This window comes from Vallitaleaceae bacterium 9-2, assembly GCA_038396585.1.
Lineage (GTDB): Bacteria > Bacillota > Clostridia > Lachnospirales > Vallitaleaceae > UBA1351.
On sequence record CP121691.1, the window covers coordinates 855,725 to 876,709 of the forward strand.

Consider the following 20,985-nt stretch of genomic DNA (forward strand, 5'->3'; position numbering starts at 1 on the left):
GGGGCTCTATGCAGCAGACCGACCAATATATAAAACTCGTGAATGCGATTGAATTTTTTTCGCAGCGTTTTTCGCTAGAAAACATGTTAGAGTATATCTATGATTTTTCGATGGAGTTGATACATCCTTCGTCATGTGTGCTTATTGTTGAAAGTCAAGGTACGTATAAAGTCGTAAAAAATACAGAGGGTTACAATCCGCACATTTCTTTTCCTAAACAGGCGCATCACGATGAACTGGTTTACTTTCATGCAGGGTTGGTGGATGAAGAACGTTTAGGAGACTATATCCCTACAGAGTTGTTTTTAGAAGAAAAACCTAAGTATGCTATTCCTCTTATTATGGACAAGAGCTTACTTGGGTTTGTGGTGTTTAATAAAGAACGTGTATTGGATGCGGATTTGATTATTGCCAATGCCCTTATGAATCTTTTTAGTCTATCACTGTCCCATTATGATTCCTATAATGCATTAGAACAGGTGAAGAAAAAACTTGATGCCAAAGTATTTAATCTTTTTGCGATTAATCAAGCGTCAAAAGCGCTGCTAAGCGAGTTGAATGTACGCAGGGTTGTACAAATGACCAATAGTGTGTTTTCGGAGCTGACTCAAAGTCGAATTACATCGATTTATATTTATGATACGATTGGACAGCGCTATGAATGTATGGGAATGATTGATGTATATAATAAAGTCAGTTTTAGGCCATCAAGCATCCAAAGCAAAGAGGTGAAGAATCTACAGGGAAAAATGGTCATTGATTATGAAGATTTAGAGGATCAACAGCTGTTTAAACGGTATTTTTCATCTTCCATTCATGCCCTCGATACGCATGAACCCAAGTACATTATCAATCTAGTGAATGATGGATATTTACTTGGATTTGTAACATTAAGTAAGAAAATCAATAATACGGAGTATGACCGGGAAATTTTTGAATTGATTGAAAGTTTAGCCTCGGCAACATATATAGCAGTTATCAATGCGAGGAATGTAGAGACACTTAAAGCACATCGACAATCCTTAGATGAAAAAATTACGCGATTACAAGTGATGAACACGCTAGTTAAAAATTTGAATCTTGCGCAAGATATTGATGCATTAGGTGAACTTGCATTAGAGACATTAAAGGTGGCTTTTGGATATAAGACGAGCTGTCTAGCGCTGTATAATCCAGAGAGTAATGCGTTTTCTATTCGTAACAGCGTGGGATTTCATACGGATGAAACAACGTTTTTCTTGAATCAGGATATGGAAGCTTTGCAAAATGGGCGAGTGGTTATAAAATATTCAGCGGATGATGTTGCCGATGCTTTTGCACAAATCTATACAGATGAATTATATGATATTGTTCAAGGAGCCATCATTGTACCGATGCATATTGACTATATTGTACCGGAGTTAATTGGTGTCGTATGCTTGTTTTCAATAGAAAATGGGGTGATGTTTTCCCAAGAAAATCTATTGACACTTGAAACGATTTCAAACCATATTGCACCTATGATTAAGCAGCTTAATGAAGTTGAGAACGTCAAAGCACATTTTCTTCGGGATGAAGCCAAGGACTTTAAGAACATGGTTGCTGAACTTATTGATAATATGCAATATAGTACGGAGGCGTTTTATGTTATTATTGCATCCGCAAAAGATAAGTCCCTATTTTCTCGCAAAGATATAAGCCATATTAAGGAGCAAAACAAGTATTGTTTTTGGCTTGATAAAAATACTTTGGCTATTTTAGTATATACCGACCATATGCGCGAACAGCTTTGTAGCTCTTTGGAACAAGACTATGTATATGAGGTTTTACTGGTTGAAGATGGACAAGGGCTTGAGAAGGTTTTGAGCCAGGTTGAAAAAACGGTTTTTTCAGATAAAAAGTAGAGAGAAGGGGTTTTTTTGGAACGAAAATATATTGAAAATTTTTTGGAGATACCCTTATTTGCAAATATTGATATCAAAGAACTGGAATATGTATTGAATTGTTTGCAGCCTTCAAGACAGCGCTATCAAGCCAATGATTTGATCACTCTAGAAGGGCATCCTTTTACCGGAATTGGGGTTGTGCTTGAAGGGGAGGTAAAAGTGACAAAAACGAATGAGGCTGGTGAACGGATTATGATGAGCATTCTTGGAGTGGGCAGCATCTTCGGTGAGATGGTAGCTTTTTCGTCTATCAACCAATGGCCGGCAACGGTTATGGCTAATACAGAGACCAATGTGCTTTTTATTAAGCCGGAAGTTATTGTTAGTCAATGTAGCCATATGTGTCAAGGTCATCGTCAACTTACAATCAATCTGTTGCATCTGATTTCAGACAAGGCCTTGGCATTAAACCGTAAAGTAAGTTACCTATCGATTAAAAGTATGCGGGGAAAATTAGCGAAATTTTTGATGGAAGAGCATCAGCGTCAACAAAAACAAACGTTTGACATACGGTTTAATCGTAATGAGTTGGCAGAATTTTTGAATGTGTCCAGACCTTCAATGTCAAGAGAATTATCTCGGATGAAAGAGGAAGGTCTGTTGGATTATTATCAAAATACGTTTCGATTATTGGATATTAATACGATTGGAAAATATGCAAGCTATCTTAACTAAAAAAGTTTTTAATGCACCTTGTATACAATAAACATAAATGATATAATAGAGAGTGATTGGTGGTGAAGTTGTGTTTTTTTCCAAAGCAAATAAGATAATTGAACAGTTAGAACTGCATTCAAGCCTTGTTTTAAAGTGTTTTGAAACATATCAAATGTGTCTTGAACAGATTCAAGAGACGTCACAACACGACACACATAAAGCGTTGTCAGCAATGGTAGAAGGAATAAGTCAGCTTGAAAATCAGGCAGACCAAGTTCGCCATGAAGTGATTCGCTATCTTTTAAATGGTGGGTTTCTTGTAGATAATCGAAAGTCAACAATGCGATTAATTGAAGGCCTTGACTATGTGGCTGATTTGGCGGAAGATATTGTGCAGATGATGGTCTATGAACAAATACAGCTACCTAAATGGTTGATTCAATATATTATAGAAATCAACACAATCACACATCAACAATTAAATATATACATTGATTTGATGCATAAAATTGTATCGGACTATAATTTGGAGGATGTCTTATCCGACTTGGCGCACATAGAAAAGCTTGAGTCACAAGTTGATGCAATAGAAAATGCAGTCATCCGACAGATTTTTGAACTATCATCCGTAGAACTAGCCTATAAAAATCAATTAAAAGCCTTAATCAATCTAGTAGCAAAAGTCTCAGACAATATTGAGGACTTATCCGATGAAGTTGAGATTATTTTAGCGGCTAGGAGGATTTAATGAGTATTTTATCATTATTATCCGGTGTTTTTCTTGGCTGGGGTTTAGGAGCGAACGATTCAGCCAATATTTTTGGTACGGCTGTTTATAGTCGTGTTGTTTCTTACCGCCTTGCAATTGTTTTGACTGCGATATTTGTAACATTAGGTGCAGTGTTAGAAGGCAATAACGGCATTGAAAAAGTCAGTGCATTTTCAAGGGTAAATGGAATCTCTACAATGTATGTTGCGGCAATAGTCATGTTTGCTGCAGGGATAACGGTGCTTTTAATGACGAAGCTTCGATTGCCGGTATCCACGAGCCAGGCGGTTATTGGAGCTATCATGGGGCATGGATTGCTCATGGGTCAAGGAGCGTTTGATCAGACTAAAGCGTTTGTAGGGGCTTGGATTTTTACGCCGATTGGCGGAATGGTTTTTGCCATGCTTTTGTATGGCATTGTAAAAAAGTATTTTGAAGAACGCTTGACCAAATTTCGTTTTTTTCAGTCATTTATTTGGTTTGGATATATATTTGCAGGGATTTTTGGAGCGTATAGTTTGGGAGCAAACAATGTAGCGAATGTATTTGGCGTTGTTTCGTCAGTGTCAAGCGAAGCTTTTCGAACATATGCAGGACTTTTAGGGGGCTTAGCCATTGCAATAGGTGTATTAACCTATTCAAAGCCGGTGATGAAAACTGTAGGCAATGGGATTGTTCCTTTGTCAAATGTGACAGGATTTTTAGTGGTTATTGCTTCGGGTATTACCGTTTATTTGTATGCACGCATCGGGATACCGGTTTCGACAAGTCAAGCTGTTGTCGGTGCGCTTATAGGGATTGGATTAATAAAAGATTATCGAATCATCAACTTTAGATTATTAAGACGTATTTTGATAGGATGGTTGATGACGCCTGGAATTTCTAGCGTGCTCAGTTATTTTGTTCTTGGAGTGTTCTATAGTTTACTTTAAAACATGAAACTGATATAATGACTTTATGCTTAAAGACCTTGTTTAAGCGTAGAGTTTATATATATGGTAGACTGCTTAGCAGTTGACCCAAAAACATATTTTTTTAAATTTCAAGGAGGTATAATAATGTCTAACAAAAAAGTTATGAAGACGATGGACGGTAACCAAGCCGCTGCATATGTATCTTATGCATTTACAGACGTAGCAGCTATCTATCCTATTACTCCATCTTCTCCAATGGCTGAGAATGTTGACGAGTGGGCTGCCCATGGTCAAAAAAACATTTTCGGACAAGAAGTTAGTGTAACAGAATTACAATCTGAAGGTGGAGCATCAGGTGCTGTTCACGGTTCTCTTCAAGCAGGAGCATTAACAACAACGTATACAGCTTCTCAAGGATTACTTTTGATGATTCCTAACATGTACAAAATCGCTGGTGAATTATTACCATGTGTATTCCATGTTAGTGCTCGTGCACTTGCAGGTCATGCATTATCAATTTTTGGTGACCATTCTGACGTAATGGCTGCAAGACAAACTGGTTTTGCTATGTTAGCATCTGGTAGTGTTCAAGAAGTTATGGACTTAGGTGGTGTAGCTCACCTTGCAACGATTAAGTCACGTGTACCTTTTGTACATTTCTTTGATGGATTTAGAACATCTCATGAAGTACAAAAAATTGAAATGATCGATTATGATGACTTCAAACAACTTGTAGATATGGATGCTGTAAGAGCATTTAGAAATAACGGACTTAATCCTGAGCGTCCTGTTACTCGTGGTACAGCTCAAAACCCTGATATTTTCTTCCAAGCAAAAGAATCATCAAACAATTTCTACGAAGCAGTTCCAGCAATTGTTGAAGATTACATGAAGAAAATCAGTAAAGTCGTTGGTCGTGAGTACAACTTATTTGATTACGTAGGTGCTGCTGATGCTACAAAAGTGATTATTGCAATGGGATCAGTAACAGATACAATTGAAGAGACAGTTGAATACTTAATGAACAAAGGCGAAAAAGTCGGAGTACTTAAAGTACGTTTATACCGTCCTTTCTCAACAAAGCATTTCTTAGAAGCTTTACCAAAAACTGTAGAAAAAATTGCTGTGCTTGACCGTACAAAAGAGCCAGGTGCAACTGGAGAACCATTATACTTAGACGTTCGTTCAGTATTCTACAACTCAGACAGAACACCTGTTGTTGTTGGTGGACGCTATGGTCTTGGATCAAAAGACACAACTCCTTCACAAATACTTGCAGTATACAAAAACTTAGATGCAGCTGCGCCTAAGAATAACTTCACATTAGGTATTAATGATGACGTTACAAACCTTTCATTAGTTGAAGATGAAAGAATTGTAACTGAAAAAGAAGGAACACGTCGTTGTAAGTTCTGGGGTCTTGGATCTGACGGTACTGTTGGAGCGAACAAGAACACAATCAAAATCATTGGAGATAAAACAGACTTATATGCTCAAGGTTACTTCAGCTATGACTCTAAAAAATCCGGTGGTATTACTGTTTCTCACTTACGTTTTGGTAAAGAGAGAATCCAATCAACATACTTACTTGATGAAGTTGACTTTGTAGCATGTCATAATCAATCCTATGTGGATAAATATGACTTGTTAAAAGGTTTAGTTCAAGGTGGTACATTTGTACTTAATACACAATGGACTGCTGAAGAGCTTAACGAGCACCTTCCAGGTGAATTAAAGCGCGAAATCGCTGAAAAAGACGTTAACCTATATATTATCGATGCTGTTGACTTAGCACAAAAAATTGGCTTAGGAAATCGTATCAACACAATTATGCAATCTGCATTCTTCAAGTTAGCGAATGTAATTCCAGCAGAAGATGCTGTGAAGTTCATGAAAGAATATGCTGAAAAAGCATATGGCAAAAAAGGTGAAAAGATTGTTAAGTTAAACTATGATGCAATTGACGCAGGTCAAGATGCATTAATCAAAGTAGAAGTTCCAGCTGACTGGGCAAATGCTGAAGATACAATCGAAGCAGATGCTAATGTACCAGAATTCGTTAAAAACATTCTTCGTCCTGTAAATGCACAAAAAGGTGATGATCTTCCTGTTTCTGCATTTGTTGGCGCAGAAGACGGTACATTCCCACAAGGTACTGCAGCATATGAAAAACGTGGTATTGCTGTTAACGTTCCTGAGTGGATGCCAGAAAACTGTATCCAATGTAACCAATGTTCATTCGTATGTCCACATGCATCTATTCGTCCATTCTTATTAGATGGTGATGAAAAAGCAAATGCACCTGAAGGTCTTATCACTGTTGGACCAAAAGGAAAAGGATTCGATGGACTTGAGTATGTAATGCAAGTAGACGTTCTTGACTGTCAAGGTTGTGGAAACTGTGCTGATATTTGTCCTGCAAAGAACAAAGCACTTGTTATGAAGCCAATCGAAACACAAGAAAAAGAAATCGAAAACTGGGATTATGTATCTGAAAATGTATCTTACAAAGATACATATGTAAGTACAGGTACAGTAAAAGGAAGTCAGTTTGCACAACCATTAATGGAGTTCTCAGGAGCTTGTGCAGGTTGTGGAGAGACTCCATACCTAAAAGATATTACACAATTATACGGAGACCGTATGTTGGTTGCCAACGCAACTGGATGTTCTTCAATTTGGGGTGGTTCTGCACCTTCAACAGTTTATACAACCAATGCAGAAGGCAAAGGTCCAGCTTGGGCGAACTCATTATTTGAAGATAACGCTGAGTATGGATATGGTATGGCTATGGGTGTTAAACAAGTTCGTAACCAACTTCTTGTTCAAATGCAAGGTATCCTAGCTCTTGATGTAAGTGATGACGTTAAAGCAACACTTCAAGAGTGGATTGACGGCATGAATGATGCAGACCAATCAAAAGCTGCTACGAAGAAAGTAGAAGCATTGTTTGGAACAGATCTTGGAAGCGCAGAAGCAAACCAACTTCTTGCTGATATTGAAACAAACAAAGATTACCTTGTTAAAAAATCCGTATGGATTGTTGGTGGTGACGGATGGGCGTATGACATCGGTTACGGCGGTCTTGACCACGTTCTTGCAAGTGGTGAAAACGTTAACGTTCTTGTATTTGATACAGAAGTATACTCAAATACAGGTGGACAATCTTCAAAAGCAACACCAACAGCTGCAGTTGCTAAATTTGCTGCTTCAGGTAAAAAAGTTAAGAAAAAAGACCTTGGTATGATTGCAACAACATATGGCTATGTATATGTTGCTCAATGTGCTATGGGTGCTAACCAAAACCAATTTATGAAAGCTTTACAAGAAGCTGAAAGTTATGATGGACCATCACTACTTATCGTTTATGCTCCATGTATCAACCATGGAATTAAAGTAGGTATGGGTAAATCACAAGAAAGAATGAAAAAAGCAGTTGAAGCTGGATACTGGCACTTATGGAGATTTAATCCATTACTTGCTGAAGATGGTAAGAATCCATTTGTTCTTGATTCAAAAGAGCCTACAGCTGATTTCCAAGAATTCTTACAAGGTGAAGTACGTTACACTTCATTAATGAATCAATTCCCAGAAATCGCTGAAGATATGTTCAAGCAAGCTGAACAAAACGCAAAAGAGCGTTATGATAGCTATGTGAGAATGGCGAACATGGATTATACTGTATAATCAAAAGACATTATTATACACATAATATATATGTATAAAAGCTGCAGCGCTAACAAATTGTTAGTGCTGTAGCTTTTTTTTCTAACAAAACATGATATAATATAAATGAAAGGATATGATTGAAATGATGAAAGTAAAAACTATTCAAAGGCTGAATGAATGCTATAAAAAAGCACAAACCATTGAATTTGATGATAGTGATCGTATTATTTTTTTTAGTGACATTCATCGTGGAGACAACAGTATGTCCGATGAATTTGCTCACAACCAAAACATATATTATCATGCCTTAGAAAAATACTATGAAGAAGGGTATGAATACTATGAATTAGGTGATGGGGACGAGCTATGGGAGCATGCTGATTTTAGAGTTATCATGAGTGCACACAGTGATGTATTTATGTTGCTAAGAAAGTTTTTTCGATCGAATCGCTTAAAAATGGTATATGGAAACCACAATATATACTTAAAAAGCAATGCATGGGTTAGAAAATATCTATATCATTTTGAGGATGAGTATTTGGATCAAAGCAAAGATTTATTTGATCGAATATCTGTACCTGAAAGTATAATACTTAAGTATAAAAAAACAGGTCAAGAAATGTTATTAGTACATGGGCATCAGGGAGATTTATTCAATGATAAATTATGGCCGATATCCATGCTTTCTTTACGATATTTTTGGAGATTTTTGCATATACTTGGATTTCATAATCCCTCAAGTCCTTCAAAAAATCGTGTAAAACGTCATAAGATTGAACTGAATTTTACTAAGTGGATTAACCGAAAAAAGGTAGCTATTATTTGTGGACATACCCACCGACCTAAGCTCGCTAAAAAAAATGAAGCGCCGTATTTTAACTGCGGCTGTTGTATTCATCCGCGAGGAATTAACGGTATCGAGATTGCCCAAGGTAAGATTATGTTGATTGACTGGAGAGTGCGACCAGATGAAGAAGGCAACCTTAAAATATCAAAAAAAATCATACGAGGACCTTATGATATCAGCAGTTACTACAAGTTAAAGCGACAAGAAGAATAAGGAGGGAGACTATGAAAACATATCGAGAGGAGTTAGTTTTTAAAACAAGTCACCGCAGGGATTTGATTAACATTACGTCAGATGTACAAGTGGCATTAATTGACAGTGGAATCAAGGAAGGATTACTCTTGTGTAATGCCATGCATATTACCAGCAGTGTCTTTATCAATGATGATGAGATTGGTCTGCATAAAGACTTTGAAAAGTGGCTAGAGACATTGGCACCTGAAAAACCCTATGACCGTTATAATCACAACGGATTTGAAGACAATGCCGATGCACACCTTAAACGAACCATTATGGGACGGGAAGTGGTTGTAGCTATTACAGATGGTAAGCTTGATTTTGGGCCATGGGAACAGATTTTTTATGGAGAATTTGATGGAAAAAGAGAAAAACGGGTATTAGTAAAGATTATTGGAGAATAGCCAAAGTAAAAGGCAGAAAGAGGTAAATTGAATGTTTACATTAGATAAAGTGGATTTTATAGAAGAAATAAAAGCGGAAATGGCAGGATATGAGGAGATAACAAAGGAGCATATTGATGATTGGGTTGAGAAGTTTGAGGAATATGTCAAAAAACAAAAAAACAAAAAATTAATTAAACAAGGACAGAAGGTTCAAGTTAACTTGGATGATGAAGCAGAACTGTTTAAAATTGTTGATCGTTATCTTGTAGCCATTGAAAATGAAGAAATCGATGCATATTGGCAAGACTGGAAGCTATAAACATATATTATAGAGGTGTATAAAGGAGAGGCATGAGTTTTCAATTTGTATTAGGAGCCACAGGGACTGGAAAAACAGAATATGTGATTAAAAAGATGCATCAAGACCAAGGACCTGTGATATATATTGTTCCTGAACAATATACGTTGCAAGCACAAGAAGATGTGATTAAGCTATCCAAGGCTAAAGGGATCTTAGACATTGAAGTATTAAGTTTTAATCGTTTAGTTTATCGGTACTTTGACGAACTAGGATTAGCGGATACGGCAATGATTCATGACACGGGCAAGAGCATGTTGATACGTAAAATTCTTGAAAATACTACCCAAGAATTGACGTGGATACAAAAGCATCGTAAAAAGCAAGGATATATGGAAGAGCTGAATAAGCTGCTAAAAGAGTGCCATCAATATAATGTAGATGTAGACACATTAGATGCATATATTCAAAAGCTGTCACCTGGACTATTGCAAGATAAGTTGAAAGATTTAAAAGTGCTTTTGCATGAGTTTAATGCATTAATGGATAAGCGCTACTTAACGTCTGAACATGCGAGTTTAAAATTGATTGAACAAGTACCTAAGATAACGACGCTTAAAAAGACGAGGATATATATTGATGGATTTTATGGGTTTACCCCCTTACAGTATGCGTTTATTGAACAGCTGATGAACTATTGTCAAGAGATTATCTTCGTCGTTACGTTGCCGACGGATGCTTTAGTACAAGATCTAAAAAATGAAGCAGAAATATACTATGAATCAAAAAAGATGGTCAGTCGCCTTCGAGAAATTGGGGAGCGTATAGGTATCCTTGAACAAGAAGCTATATGGCAAGAGACAATTTATCGAACGTCAAAAGCCTCGCTTAAGCATCTGATTAACCATCTCTACCAATATCCGGTAAAACCCTATACGCTAGATAATACAGCGATTCGCTTGATGGAAGCGGCAACAATTGAAGTAGAGGTGGAAGCTGTTGTATGCCGTATACATCAATTAATTGTAGAACAAGGGGTACGTTATCGGGATATCATGATATTAACCTCAGATTTAAGCTTGTATAAGACAACGATGAAAAATATATGCGAAAATTATGAAATACCTGTATTTTTGGACCAAAAGGATACAATTGATTCTCATCCGTTGGTTCAATTTATATTATCGGCTATGTTATCCATACATTATAATTTTAAATACGAATATATATTTTATCATTTAAAATCCTTATACTATGCCCATGCAGAAGAAGATATTCATAAAATAGAGAATTATGTTTTGGCCCATGGAATCAAAAGGAAAAGTCAATGGGAAAAACCTTGGGATGAATATGAAGAAACAAAAGTCGAGTTGATTCAGCCGTTTATGGAGTTTGCAAATCAATTTAAGTCATCAAGAACAATCCATGAACGTACGCAGGCATTATATACGTATTTGCTCCAATTAGGGATTTATGATAAAAACCTGGAGATGAGCAAGCAATTTGAAGAACAACACCAATTACAACGTGCCAACAGCTATGTCCGTGTATATCAACTGGTGATAGAACTTTTTGACGAAATGGTTGAATTGATTGGCGAAGAAAAAATTACAATTAAAGATTATGTTAGTCTAATTGAAACGGGACTGACACAAATAAAAATGGGACAAACGCCTCCAAGTGTAGATCAAATTATTGTGGGGGACTTAAGTCGAACCCGCTTTAGAGAAGTTGATTATGTATTTGTTCTAGGGGTTAATGAAGGCAAGGTGCCACTCGTTCGTGCATCGAATAGACTTCTTACCGATCATGAGCGAAGTACGCTGTTTGATTTAGGTTTAGAGCTGGCACCCAACCAACAAAAAAGTTTATTCAAAGAGCAGATGAATATCTATATGGGACTTACACGTGGACGTAAGCTCTTGCACGTATCTTATGCACGCGTGTTGGAAGAGAAGTCAGAACGCCCGGCAACACTTGTCTTTTTGCTGCGTAAAATGTTTCCAACAATTGAAACCCAATTGGCAGAAGATATTATTAAAAATTATGATAAGCCGACACGATGCTATGCACTGTTTAATCGCTTGGTACGTTTATCGGGCAGCCATGAATTTAGAGATTATGAAGAAGAAATCCAGAAATTGTACATTTTCTTTAATAAGGCGTATAATAGACAACATACGATTGGGATTAATCCGCATCAGTTTATTGAAGGGATTGATTATACAAACAAACCGGTCCAGTTAGAAGTGATGGGACATGATACACAATCCAGTGTTTCTCAATTTGAAACTTATGCAGGCTGTAGCTATAAACACTTTTTAACCTATCGATTAGGGGTTAAAGAACGTGGAGAATATGTTATTCGTATGCCCGACATCGGCATACTATTTCATAGATGCCTAGAATTGTACATGAAGAAGTGCTTCATGCGCCAAATTGATATTCATGAGGTTAGTGTGTCACTGCGAAATCAATTAATAGAAGAATCGATCCAAGAAGCATTAGATATCGACCATCTTACAATATTTACAAGTTCCCATCGTAATCGTTATCTTATCGTTAAGTTGACACGGATATTAAAAAGAGCAATCTGGGGAATTGAAGAACAGCTTAAACGAAGCAAGTTCAAGCCAAAAGAAGCGGAGTATAGTTTTAATGGACGGGAATATCCACTAGATAGCCTTACATTAAAAGTTTCCGATCAACATAAGGCGTATTTATCAGGTGTTGTTGATAGAGTGGATGAATATGAAACGGATGATGCGTTATATTTTAGCATTGTTGACTATAAGTCCGGTTCAAAGGATTTAGATTATAATCTTGTCAAAGAGGGAATTCAGCTTCAGCTGATTATTTATATGAATGTAATTGAGGAAATAAAAGCCCATAAAGTCAAGAAAAAAGTCATTCCTTGTGGGATGTATTATTACAAAATCCAAGACCCTATGCTAAATATTTCAGACATTGATACAAAAGATATTGAAAAGGAACGCTTAAAAAGTTTAAAACTGCGAGGTATACTTCTCCATGATGAGCAAATTCTTCGTTACTTTGATGAAACCATGGAGCAATCTTCATTAGTTATTCCGGCATTTATCAATAAAAGCGGTTCAATATCCAAAAAGTCCAGTACGATTGAAGAGGAGCATTTAGCGACATTAAAAAAATTCGTTCAAAATAAAGCCAAAGAGATTGCATCAAATATTTATAATGGACAGTTATCAATTGAACCTTACCGTTATAAGGAAGAAACAGGATGCGATTATTGCCAATATAAAAGTATATGTCGATTTGATCCGACAAATCATTCAGAACATTTTCGTCAAATTAGACCGGAGACCAAAGAAAATGTTTTTGAAACAATGAAAGGAGACCACAATGGAAGAAGTCATTAAAAAAATCATTGAGATTGAAGAAAAAGCCCAATCGGTTATTAATGAGACATTAAAGGAAAAAGAACGAAAAGAAAAAGAGCATGAAGCTAAGGTTCAAAATTTGGAAGAGACGATTATTAGCAATGCCCATCGTAAAGTTGAGCAGATACGTGAGCGTGAATTTGCAGAGGTTAATGGGAAGAGACAGGCGATGGAAAAAGAATGTGAGGATCGGCTTGATCGAATGCAATCATATGCAAATGAAAAGATGGATCAATGGGTGGATGAACTCGTTCGTCGTGTATTAGACTAGGAGTGTTGTTATGATTGGGTTATTTAAATATGGAGATTTGTCGACGAAGATTCGAGCAATGACAGGAAAAATGCTGACTAAAGATGATTATGAACAAATGATGAATAAGCCAAATGTCAAAGAAGTTGCCTTGTACCTAAAAAATAATACGTATTATAAAGAGGCGCTTAAAGATTTAAACGAAAGCGATATTCATCGTGGAAAACTTGAAGTTATGTTATATCGAGCTGTGGTGAGTGATGCGTTAAAAATAGCTAAACATCTTAGTGGGACAGAAAAGAAAATTTATCGCTATATTTATCGTAAATTAGAGATTGAAGACTTGAAAAAAATGCTAAGAACATTAGCTTCGGGCAAATCACTTGAGACACTAGATAGAGCAGGCTTGTTTGTTAGTAGATACAGCCGTATTGATTTTGATAAATCCCTAGCAGCCAAAAATGTTAGTGAACTTGTGGATAGCTTAGAGGGAACGAATTTTTATGGATTGCTGCATCCACTTATTACACCCAAAGGGGAAATGGACACGTTTATTGCTGAGATGATACTTGACTTATACTATTTTCAAAAAACTGCAAAACAAGTAAAAAAAGCAGAGTCAAGAACCGATCAACTTTTATTAGAACAGTTGCTTGGTGTGGAAGCGGACTTTAAGAATATCTTTTGGATTTATCGTGCAAAAAAATATTATCACATGAATCGTGAAATGATTTTTAGATATTTGATACCACACACGTATAAACTGAACAAAAAAACGCTGTCTGAAATGATTGATGCCAATTCAATTGATGGATTCATAAGCCGAGTGGAAAAAACCTATTATGGGCAGATTATTGATTTTACCCATGAGCGCGTTGAATTGCAATCGATGAGTTTTATCTACGAGTTACAACAGCGCAGTATGCGCCAAAAACCATTTTCCATTGCACCAATTATTGGATATATGTACTTAAAAGAGACAGAAGTCCTTAATATTACCAACATTGTTGAAGGAATTCGGTATAATATTGGACGAGATAACATCAAAGGCTATTTAGCTGGAGTGAAATAGAAGGGAGACATACAGATATGGCTGTAGAGAAAATGCGGTTTGTGAATATTGCAGGTCGAATTGCTGAAATGGATGATTTTGTCATTAAGGCAATTGTGCCTTTTGATATTCAGTTAGAAAACGCCATGTATATTTTAGACTCTGTAAAAGGTATGCAACCTTTCTCAGATGAGAACCCATATGAACGCCTCAACGAAAAAGTGGCAGATTTGATTAGTGTCCTTGATAGAGACATTCATTACGATCCAAACAAAGCGGCTGAATTGATGCCTATTGCACTCTTGGAACCTGAAATCGATGGGTATGAGCGGCAGCTGGAAACCATTCAACGTATTAGACGATCATTAAAGGTTGATTTAGAACACAAAAAAGAATTGCGTAAGCAAATTATTCCGCTTCAAAATCTAGACGTTCAAGTCGATAAGCTTTTCCATTTTGACTATATGCGTTTTCGATTTGGGAAAATGCCCAAAGATGGGTTTGAAAAATTAATCAAGTACGTTGAGAATTTAGATACAATCACCTATAAAATTTCTGAAGAAAATGAAAGTGTCTATGTTATGTACTTTACACCTCACGCTCAGGTGGGAAATATTGATTCGCTATTTGCTTCGTTATTTTTTGAACGTATATGGATTTCAGAAGATGTTAAAGGGCGACCCAAAGAAGCACTACAACGTTTGAATGAAGAGATCGAAGAACTTGAAAATAGGATACAAATGCTGGATAAAGACTCACAAGACTTTGTTGAACGTAACTTTGAACGATTACAAGAATTATATAACTTTACGATTCAGTTAAATGAAGTCTATAATGTTCGTCAATATGCACTGCGCTCCAAAGAAGCATTTTACTTGACCGGGTGGATTCCACTGTCACAAGTCGAAGAATTTCAAAAGATGGTAGATGATGTCGGCAATGTTTCATGTATTATTGAAGATGATGATGCCGTAAAGAAAACCGTCCCGCCGACGCGACTGAGGAATCATCGCTTTTTCAAACCTTTTGAGACCTTAGTTCAAATGTATGGAACGCCAGGATACAATGAACTTGACCCGACTACTTTTTTAGCTATTACATATATGATTTTTTTTGGAATTATGTTTGGCGATGTAGGACAAGGATTGGTTATTGCATTGGCAGGAGGATTGTTCTTTAAAAAAACCCAGAATATGCTGGGAAAAATTGCAGTATATATTGGAATTGTATCATCTATTGCCGGTGTCTTTTATGGTTCGTTTTTTGGTAATGAAGAAATTCTTCGTAAAGCGCTACCGTTTATCCCGATGATTAATCCGATGGACTACAAGATTCCGGTGTTAGGAGTTACAGTGGTCTTTGGTATTGGATTACTTATTATTGCTATGATTTTAAATATTATCAATGCATATAAGCAAGAGAACTATCCAAAAATGTTATTAGATCGCAATGGAATTATTGGGCTCATCTTTTATCTGACGATGATTTATCTTGTATTTTCCATTGTGATGCAGATGCCGTATTCACTGACTTTGATTGTCATTTTTTTGGTGGCACCATTAGTAGTTATGTTTTTTGAACATCCACTCGCCAATTTGATGAATAGAAAAAAACAAATTTTTCCGAAGGATAAAGGTGGATTTATAATTGAAACGGTATTTGAACTTATAGAAACACTTCTGTCAATACTTAGTAACACTTTGTCGTTTATGCGTGTTGGAGCTTTTGCATTAAACCATGTTGGGTTTTTTATGGCATTTCATGCGCTAGCCGACATTGTTGGTGGAACGGGAAGCATAGGTGTTATGATTTTTGGGAATATTCTTATTATTGTTTTAGAGGGTCTAATTGTTGCCATTCAGGGCATTCGATTAGAATATTATGAACTGTTTTCAAAATTCTTTGAAGGTAATGGTACCGAATTTAAACCATTTAAAATAAAGGGATAATGACATATTAGGAGGATAAAACATGGAATTTATTTTGGTAATAACAGTAATTTTGGTAGCGACAACAGTTGGTATAGGTGTTTGGGCAATCAAACGAGGAATGAACAACAAGAAAGCAACAAAGGTTTTAGGTATTAATATTGGAACATTTTTCTTACTTATGATTGGTGCAACAGTTTATATGCTCAGTGGTGACGTTGCGATGGCTCAAGATACTGCAGTTAATGCAGCAGCAGGTATATCCAATGGAGAAGGACTTAAATTTATTGGTGCGGCGCTTTCAACAGGCATGGCATCCATTGGTGCTGGGATTGCAGTTGCGGCATCAGGAGCGGCAGCTATTGGAGCTATTAGTGAAGATACACAGCTTCTAGGTAAAACCATTATTTTCGTAGGGTTATCTGAAGGGATAGCTATCTATGGATTGATTATTTCCATTATGATTTTAGGATAATATTAAATACAAAAATTTGAGGTGATTTCACATGAAAATGTATTTAATCAGTGATAATGTAGATACGCTGACAGGGATGCGTCTAGCAGGTATTGACGGTGTTGTTGTTCATGAGACACAAGAGGTTGAACAACAATTAGATAAAATACTTAAAGACCGAGAAGTTGGCGTGTTGTTGATAACAGAAAAATTAGGCGATTTAGTAGGCGAACGTCTTGATTATATCAAAATGAACTATCAGACACCACTTATCGTTTTAATACCGGACCGACATGGAAGTGATCGAGGGCTGGATTCGATTACTAAGTATGTTCGTGAAGCAATCGGCTTAAGAATTTAACGTAATGAGGTGAATAAAATGAGTAATGAAATGATCAAGCTAGAGCATTTTACAAGTGAAATCATGTCGGGCGTCGCTGAGCAAAAAAGTCAAATAGAGATGGAGCAAGATAAGCGACTCAAGGCAGATTATGAAGCAAAAGAATTGGAATATCTTGAGAGTGCATATGAAATCATTCAAAACGGCTTAAAAGATATTGACAGAGAAAAGAATGAAGTGGTCTCTAAAACATTGATGAAAAATAAAGTTGCACTTTTAAACGGACGAAAAAATATCATCGACCAAGTGTTTGAAAAAGCCACTAAACGTTTAGAAGAGCATACAAAAACGGAACAATATAAAGATGAGCTTACCCAAGCGATTGATAAACAGATGGAGTATATGGGTGAAGGAGACTATATCATTTATATTAATTATAAAGACAAAGACCTTTATCATTTTCTAAAAGAAAAGTATCCAAAGCACCAAATACACATTGAACAAAAACACATTGAAATGATTGGTGGATCTAAGCTGCTTAACACATCTAAAAATGTGTTTATTGACGACAGCTATGCAAAACACCTAGAAGAAGAACGGGAAAACTTTTTACAGTACTGTGGAATACAAATTGATGATAAAGTAGGTGACTAAAGTGGAACAAAAAGGAATTATTTCCGGAATAAACGGTCCGGTTGTAACGGTGAGTAAAACCAAAGAACTCGGCATGATGGAAATGGTATATGTCGGAGATTTAAAACTTATCGGCGAAGTTATCGGTATAGAAAAAGAAAGTACGATTATTCAGGTGTATGAATCAACCACAGGTCTAAAAGCCGGAGAACCCATATATTCTACAGGTGCGCCTTTATCATTGATGCTAGGACCTGGAATAATAGGGGGCGTATTTGATGGAATTGAACGACCACTTGAAAAATTGTTTGAAAAGACGGGATCTTTTATTGGACGCGGAATAGATACGCCAAACTTAGATACAGATAAAGTCTGGTCGGTTAAACCAACAGTTCAAGTCGGTGACTATCTAGAAGCAGGTATGACTTATGCTACAGTTCAAGAGACGGAGCTCGTTAACCATAAGATTATGCTCTCTCCGAACTTAAAGGGAGAGGTTGTTGAAGTAGCCGCTGAAGGCGACTATAAAGTGTTAGATTGTATTGTAAAAATTAAGGATGCATATGATGAGATTATCGAACTGACGCTTGTACAATATTGGCCGGTAAGAGATCCAAGACCCTTTACCAGCCGTAAACGATTGGATCAACCATTAATTACTGGGCAACGAATTATTGATACGCTTTTTCCAATTCCTAAGGGAGGAACGGCAGCGATTCCCGGAGGATTTGGTACAGGGAAAACGATGACTCAGCATCAATTGGCAAAATGGTCAGATGCGGATATTATTGTTTATATAGGATGTGGGGAGCGTGGCAATGAGATTACAGAAGTATTGGAAGACTTTCCAAAGCTTATTGACCCCAAATCGGGAAAACCATTAATGGAGCGAACGGTTTTGATAGCCAACACATCAAACATGCCTGTAGCAGCTAGAGAGGCATCTATTTATACAGGTATCACGATTGCTGAATATTATCGTGACATGGGATATCATGTTGCGATTATGGCAGATTCAACATCAAGGTGGGCTGAGGCGCTTCGGGAGATATCCGGTCGACTAGAAGAGATGCCGGCAGAAGAAGGATTCCCAGCATATTTACCTTCAAGACTTTCACAGTTTTATGAACGTGCAGGATATGTTGAAACACTAAATCGCATGGAAGGTTCTGTGAGTATTATTGGTGCGGTCTCTCCCCAAGGTGGAGACTTTAGTGAACCGGTTACCCAAAATACAAAACGCTTTATACGCTGTTTTTGGGCACTTGATCGCAACTTGGCTTATTCAAGGCATTATCCGGCGATTCATTGGCTAAATAGCTATAGCGAATATGTGAATGAATTAAAGCCATGGTTTGATGATAAGGTTACACCGGAGTTTATGAATGTACGCAAAAAAATGTTAGGCTTGCTCCAAGAAGAAAGCAAGCTAATGGAAATTGTCAAGCTGATCGGAGCCGATATCTTACCGGAAGAACAAAAGCTTATTCTAGAAGTAACAAAACTGATTCGATTAGGTTTTTTACAACAAAATGCTTTTCATGATGTAGATACCTACGTTCCCGTAGAAAAACAGTTTAAGATGATGGAAATCATCATGTTTTTATATGAGGCGTCAAGGCCGATTGTAGCTCGTGGGATTCCGGTATCTCAAATCCGCAAGACAGGTATTTTTGATGAACTTGTAAAGATGAAATATACAATTGATAACGAAGATTTTACGCCGTTTGATGACTTGAAGACGAAAATTGACGAAGCGTTTATAAAAGTCAATGAAAGTTACAAAGGCTTTGAAAGGGTGATTAAAGAATGAGAATCGAATATTTAGGTGTTAAAGAAGTCAATGGTTCCTTAATCATTCTTGAAGGCGTTAAGGATGCATCCTATGAAGAAATGGTGGATATTAAGCTTGATGACGGACGAACCAAAGTAGGACGTGTCATCGAAGTTCACGAAGATATGGCTGTTGTTCAGGTGTTTGAGGGAACTTCGGGAATATCTCGAACCAATACCCGTACAAGTCTTCGAGGAACACCGCTTTTACTTCCGTTATCCGATGAAATCCTAGGGCGCACCATGGATGGAAAAGGTCAGCCGATTGACGGTTTGGGTGCCATATCGCCGGAAGTACGTTGGGATATTAATGGAGCACCGATTAATCCGATAGCACGAAAATATCCAAGAAACTATATTCAAACGGGTGTCTCAGCTATTGATGGGTTAACGACACTTATACGCGGACAAAAGCTTCCTGTATTTTCTGGTAATGGTCTTCCGCATGATATCTTAGCGGTTCAAATTGCAAGTCAGGCCCAGTTAGCGATTGACTCGGCGGAAGGGGAAAATTTTGCCATTGTGTTTGCTGCAATGGGTGTCAAAAATGATGTTGCCGATTATTTTAAGCGAAGCTTTGAAGAAAGTGGAGTACTGGAAAATGTATGCATGTTCTTAAATCTTGCAAATGACCCGGTTATCGAACGTATTGTTACGCCAAGGTGTGCACTAACAGCAGCTGAATATCTAGCTTTTGAACGCAATATGCATGTGCTTGTTATCATGACAGATATGACTGCCTATTGCGAAGCCTTGCGCGAGATATCTTCATCAAAAGGAGAAATCCCTAGTCGAAAAGGATTTCCAGGATATATGTATTCAGATTTAGCCTCATTATATGAACGCGCTGGAATGCTTAATGATCGGGAAGGCTCTATAACGCAGATTCCGATATTAACCATGCCAAATGATGATATTACACATCCGATTCCAGACTTGACGGGATATATTACGGAAGGACAAGTCGTTCTTGATCGTGCACTGCATCAAAAAGGAATCTATCCACCAATCATTGTACTGCCTTCCCTTTCACGTTTGATGAAAGATGGAATTGGAGAAGGATTTACTCGTAAAGATCATCCTCAGATTGCTAATCAACTATTTGCATCGTATGCCCATGTTCAAGAAGTTAAAGCGTTGGCATCGGTTATTGGTGAGGACGAGCTGTCAGAAATTGACCAACTCTATATGGAGTTTGGAAATGCCTTTGAAGCGCGTTTTGTAAGCCAAGAGACGGATGAAAATCGATTTATGGATGTCACCCTTGACCTTGGATGGGAGCTTCTAGGTATTTTACCAAGAAACGAGCTTGACCGTTTAGATGATGACCTATTGGATCGTTACTATAAACCACGAAAAAAAGGACGTGAATAAT

General features: G+C 37.1%; 17 protein-coding genes. All 17 read left to right on the forward strand.

Annotated elements, in window-relative coordinates; genetic code table 11:
* The first annotated feature begins 8 nt into the window (after positions 1-8).
* Entirely contained in the window at positions 9-1,883 is a 1,875-nt protein-coding gene (locus QBE53_04020; GenBank protein ID WZL82276.1) for a GAF domain-containing protein, read from the forward strand.
* 15 nt (positions 1,884-1,898) lie between these two features.
* On the forward strand, positions 1,899-2,600 hold the full coding sequence (locus QBE53_04025) for a Crp/Fnr family transcriptional regulator (protein WZL82277.1): 702 nt from the start codon (positions 1,899-1,901) through the stop codon (positions 2,598-2,600).
* A gap of 70 nt (positions 2,601-2,670) precedes the next feature.
* Positions 2,671-3,330 carry a DUF47 family protein gene (locus QBE53_04030; GenBank protein WZL82278.1) on the forward strand — a complete coding sequence of 220 codons (660 nt, stop codon included), beginning with the start codon at positions 2,671-2,673 and terminating at the stop codon, positions 3,328-3,330.
* Positions 3,330-4,283, forward strand: coding sequence for an inorganic phosphate transporter (locus QBE53_04035; protein WZL82279.1), 954 nt, complete (start codon positions 3,330-3,332; stop codon positions 4,281-4,283). The genes QBE53_04030 and QBE53_04035 overlap by 1 nt, the downstream gene beginning before the upstream one ends.
* 126 nt (positions 4,284-4,409) lie before the next feature.
* Entirely contained in the window at positions 4,410-7,952 is a 3,543-nt protein-coding gene (gene nifJ, locus QBE53_04040; GenBank protein WZL82280.1) for a pyruvate:ferredoxin (flavodoxin) oxidoreductase, read from the forward strand.
* Between the two features lie 115 nt (positions 7,953-8,067).
* Positions 8,068-8,994: a metallophosphoesterase family protein gene (locus QBE53_04045; protein WZL82281.1), complete on the forward strand. Its 927-nt coding sequence runs from the start codon at positions 8,068-8,070 to the stop codon at positions 8,992-8,994.
* 11 nt (positions 8,995-9,005) lie between these two features.
* Positions 9,006-9,422: a secondary thiamine-phosphate synthase enzyme YjbQ gene (locus tag QBE53_04050; protein ID WZL82282.1), complete on the forward strand. Its 417-nt coding sequence runs from the start codon at positions 9,006-9,008 to the stop codon at positions 9,420-9,422.
* A 31-nt stretch (positions 9,423-9,453) separates the two neighbouring features.
* Positions 9,454-9,723, forward strand: coding sequence for a hypothetical protein (locus QBE53_04055; GenBank protein ID WZL82283.1), 270 nt, complete (start codon positions 9,454-9,456; stop codon positions 9,721-9,723).
* Between the two features lie 32 nt (positions 9,724-9,755).
* Positions 9,756-13,100 (forward strand): PD-(D/E)XK nuclease family protein, encoded by a 3,345-nt coding sequence (locus tag QBE53_04060; GenBank protein WZL82284.1) that lies wholly within the window; start codon positions 9,756-9,758, stop codon positions 13,098-13,100.
* On the forward strand, positions 13,084-13,392 hold the full coding sequence (locus QBE53_04065; GenBank protein ID WZL82285.1) for a hypothetical protein: 309 nt from the start codon (positions 13,084-13,086) through the stop codon (positions 13,390-13,392). The genes QBE53_04060 and QBE53_04065 overlap by 17 nt, the downstream gene beginning before the upstream one ends.
* 10 nt (positions 13,393-13,402) lie before the next feature.
* Positions 13,403-14,443, forward strand: coding sequence for a V-type ATPase subunit (locus QBE53_04070; GenBank protein WZL82286.1), 1,041 nt, complete (start codon positions 13,403-13,405; stop codon positions 14,441-14,443).
* Positions 14,444-14,460: 17 nt separating this feature from the next.
* Positions 14,461-16,371, forward strand: a complete 1,911-nt coding sequence (locus tag QBE53_04075; GenBank protein ID WZL82287.1) for a V-type ATPase 116kDa subunit family protein — start codon at positions 14,461-14,463, stop codon at positions 16,369-16,371.
* Positions 16,372-16,393: 22 nt separating this feature from the next.
* Positions 16,394-16,825 carry an ATP synthase subunit C gene (locus tag QBE53_04080; protein WZL82288.1) on the forward strand — a complete coding sequence of 144 codons (432 nt, stop codon included), beginning with the start codon at positions 16,394-16,396 and terminating at the stop codon, positions 16,823-16,825.
* A 31-nt stretch (positions 16,826-16,856) separates the two neighbouring features.
* On the forward strand, positions 16,857-17,165 hold the full coding sequence (locus QBE53_04085) for a V-type ATP synthase subunit F (GenBank protein ID WZL82289.1): 309 nt from the start codon (positions 16,857-16,859) through the stop codon (positions 17,163-17,165).
* Between the two features lie 18 nt (positions 17,166-17,183).
* Complete coding sequence (locus tag QBE53_04090; GenBank protein WZL82290.1) at positions 17,184-17,798, forward strand: V-type ATP synthase subunit E family protein; 615 nt, start codon at positions 17,184-17,186, stop codon at positions 17,796-17,798.
* 1 nt (position 17,799) lies between these two features.
* Positions 17,800-19,590, forward strand: coding sequence for a V-type ATP synthase subunit A (locus tag QBE53_04095; GenBank protein WZL82291.1), 1,791 nt, complete (start codon positions 17,800-17,802; stop codon positions 19,588-19,590).
* The gene (locus QBE53_04100) at positions 19,587-20,984 is read left to right on the forward strand and encodes a V-type ATP synthase subunit B (GenBank protein ID WZL82292.1); all 1,398 of its coding nucleotides are present in this window, start codon (positions 19,587-19,589) and stop codon (positions 20,982-20,984) included. The genes QBE53_04095 and QBE53_04100 overlap by 4 nt, the downstream gene beginning before the upstream one ends.
* Position 20,985: the final 1 nt, after the last annotated feature.